This is a genomic window from Acuticoccus kandeliae (genome assembly GCF_003073115.1).
Genome location: NZ_QBBV01000184.1, coordinates 1 through 286 on the forward strand (window position 1 = coordinate 1; position 286 = coordinate 286).

The 286-nt window shown below is 69.9% G+C and carries 1 pseudogene; it reads left to right on the forward strand.

The features are described 5' to 3' along the window. Positions 1 to 60: 60 nt before the first annotated feature. A pseudogene (locus DBV35_RS29875) lies at positions 61 to 286 on the forward strand (hypothetical protein); the annotation flags it as partial.

Below are 286 nucleotides of genomic sequence, written 5' to 3' on the forward strand. Positions count from 1 at the left end.
GGGCACCCGGAGCTTGACCCACCCGAACCCCGGACCCCGAGCGACTGGAAGGTGCCGCGCATGACGCCCCCGCACAACTACCTGGCAGTGATCAAGGTGGTCGGCATCGGTGGCGGCGGCGTCAACGCCGTCAACCGGATGATCGAGGTCGGCCTCAAGGGCGTCGAGTTCATCGCGGTGAACACCGACGCCCAGGCCCTGCTCATGTCCGACGCCGACGTGAAGCTCGACATCGGTCGTGAGCTGCCCCGCGGCCTCGGTGCCGGCGCCAACCCCGAGGTCGGGG